Below are 1,922 nucleotides of genomic sequence, written 5' to 3' on the forward strand. Positions count from 1 at the left end.
TCCGGGCGGCGCGGTCGCGATCGCGGGCATAGCGACGGCTATCGTGGTCGGATTGTGGTTTGCATTCTATCTGCTGGTCTTCCTGCCGCGGAGCGCTCCCTGATGGCGACCGAGACGGACCATAGCCTCGGCGAGGCGGTTGCCGCACGGATCGAGCGGCGTTGGGCGACGCTGTCGATTGTCATCGTCGGGGTCCTGGTCGGCATGGCGGCCTATATCGGTATCCATCAGGCGACGATGCCGCAGGGGCGGGTAGAGACCGCCGATCCCAAGACGTTGCATCTGTCCGGCGAATTCATCGAGAGCAATCTCGGCAGCGAACTGGTGGCCGACGGCTCGGTCACCGTGCGCGCGATCGGCCAGCAATATTCCTTCACACCGCAATGCATCGTGGTGCCCGCGGAGACTCCGATCACCTTCCGCGCCACCAGCGCGGATGTCGTCCACGGTTTCCTGATCGAGGGCACCAACATCAATACGATGCTGGTGCCGGGCTACGTCACCGACCTGCCGGTGCGCTTCAAGGCGCCGGGCGATCACGTGATGCCGTGCCAGGAATTCTGCGGCATCGGCCACCAGGGCATGTGGGGCAAGGTCAAGGTGGTCGACAAGTCCACATTCGGCGACATGGCGGCGGCGAAGCGGAGGCTGACCTGTGTTGACTAACAAGCGGCTGATCGCGGCGCATTTCTGGCTCGCCTTCATCGTATTCGGTGCGGCGCTGGTGCTCGGCGCCTGGCAGATGTTCGTGCGCAGCCCGCTGAACGCCTGGCATTTCAATCCGGAGTTCTACTATCGCTCGGTCACCGCGCATGGCTCGGCGATGGGGTATGTGTTCCCGACGCTGATCGCGATGGGATTCGGCTATGCGATCACCGAAGCGTCGCTGGAGAAGGCGCTGGTTGGGCGGCGCTGGGCCTGGGCGGGCTTCCTCCTGGTCGCCGTCGGTGCCGTCGTCGCGATGATCCCGGTGTCGCTCGGGCTCGCCTCGGTGCTCTACACCTTCTATCCGCCGATGGTCGGCAATCCCTTCTATTATATCGGCGTCGTCATGGTCGTGGTCGGCTCATGGATCTGGGTCGCGCTGATGGTGATCAATTTCGTGATCTGGAAGCGCGAGAACCCGGGCAAGCCGGTGCCGCTTGCGATGTACGCCAATGTCGCGGGCTCCTTGCTGTGGGCCTGGACCGCGGTCGGCGCGGCGCTCGAGATCCTGTTCCTGATCCTGCCCGTCGCGCTCGGGCTCAGATCCACGATCGATGCCGGGCTGGCGCGCGTGTTCTTCTCGTGGACGCTGCATGCCATTGTCTATTTCTGGCTGATCCCGACCTACATCGCCTATTACACGATCTTTCCGCGTGCGATCGGCGGCCGGCTCTACAGCGATGCGATGGCGCGGATCTCGTTCATCCTGTTCGTCGTGGTGGCGATGCCGATCGGCGTGCATCACCTGTTTGCCGATCCACAGGTCGGCGCCGGGATCAAGTTCATGCACTCGGTGTTCACCGGCCTCGTCGCGCTGCCGACGCTGCTCACCGTGTTCACGATCTGCGCGTCGGCGGAAATCGCAAGCCGCCTGCGCGGCGGGCAGGGCGCGTTCGGCTGGATCAGGTCGCTGCCATGGTCCAATCCGATCATGCTGGCGACAGCGCTGTCGCTGGTCATGCTCGGCTTCGGCGGCGCCGGCGGGCTGATCAACATGAGCTATCAGCTCGACGCCACGGTGCACAACACGCAGTGGATCACCGGCCATTTCCACCTGATCTTCGGCGGCGCCATCGTCATTATGTATTTTGCCATCGCCTACGATCTGTGGCCGCATCTGACCGGCCGTGCGCTGGACAGTTTTGGCCTGATGCGTACCCAGCTCTGGCTGTGGTTCATCGGCATGATCGTGACCACCTTCCCGTGGCACTATGTCG

The 1,922-nt window shown here is 63.7% G+C and carries 2 protein-coding genes; both read left to right on the forward strand.

Annotated elements, in window-relative coordinates:
• Positions 1 to 102 precede the first annotated feature (102 nt).
• Positions 103 to 666 (forward strand): cupredoxin domain-containing protein, encoded by a 564-nt coding sequence (locus FNJ47_RS45805; RefSeq protein ID WP_163163339.1) that lies wholly within the window; start codon positions 103 to 105, stop codon positions 664 to 666.
• Positions 656 to 1,922 (forward strand): cbb3-type cytochrome c oxidase subunit I (locus FNJ47_RS45810; RefSeq protein ID WP_163163341.1); only part of this gene is annotated, 1,267 nt, incomplete at its 3' end. The genes FNJ47_RS45805 and FNJ47_RS45810, both read left to right, overlap by 11 nt.

This window comes from Bradyrhizobium uaiense, assembly GCF_010811875.1.
Lineage (GTDB): Bacteria > Pseudomonadota > Alphaproteobacteria > Rhizobiales > Xanthobacteraceae > Bradyrhizobium > Bradyrhizobium uaiense.

Excerpts from the sequence above, each read along its gene's own strand:
- FNJ47_RS45805 (WP_163163339.1), top strand. The coding sequence starts at position 103 with ATGGCGACCGAGACGGACCATAGCCTCGGCGAGGCGGTTGCCGCACGG.